Annotated in this window: 2 tRNA genes; both read left to right on the top strand. The window is 39.9% G+C overall.

The window, feature by feature from the left end:
• The first annotated feature begins 275 nt into the window (after window positions 1–275).
• Window positions 276–352, top strand: a tRNA-Ile gene (locus SCM96_16040).
• A 75-nt stretch (window positions 353–427) separates the two neighbouring features.
• Window positions 428–503, top strand: a tRNA-Ala gene (locus tag SCM96_16035).
• Window positions 504–637: the final 134 nt, after the last annotated feature.

Here is a 637-nt window from a genome sequence, read left to right as displayed (position 1 = left end):
CTTTAACTGGATACCAGATACCAGCGACTAACGACTAAAACAGTATCGAGTATTTAGTATGTAGTAAAAGAGAAGAAAACAGCAGAAACAAACTAAGATCAAATCTCTTTACCAAATACTAAATACTAACGACCAGATACTAAATAAAAAAAGTTTCAAGCGGTTATCAAATCGATAACCAACCTTTTGTCTTAGTCTCTTAGTCTTTAACTTCTTAGTCTTTAACTAAATACTAAATACTAACGACTAACGACTAGATACTAACGACTAAATCAGGGCCTTTAGCTCAGTTGGTTAGAGCGCACGCCTGATAAGCGTGAGGTGCCTGGTTCAACTCCAGGAAGGCCCACCATTTTTCGTATATTGTATGTCGTAAAAAAGCAAAGGACGAAATACGAAATACGATATACGAACAACGAATTAATATGGGGATGTAGCTCAGCTGGGAGAGCGCCGCCCTTGCACGGCGGAGGCCAGCGGTTCGATCCCGCTCATCTCCACCACTTATTCGTATCGCGTAGTGCGTATCGCGTAAGATAGAAATAAAAAGATGTAGGGGCGTATTGTATACGCCCTAATAGCGTACAACGTTTAGCGCGTAGAAATACAGTAATAGTTAATTTGCAATAAGTAATAG

This window comes from Acidobacteriota bacterium (genome assembly GCA_033549365.1).
Taxonomy (GTDB): Bacteria; Acidobacteriota; Aminicenantia; order Aminicenantales; family Saccharicenantaceae; genus JAWSUF01.
The sequence above is the reverse complement of the archived record's forward strand: the minus strand, read 5'-3'. Positions and strand labels throughout refer to the sequence as shown.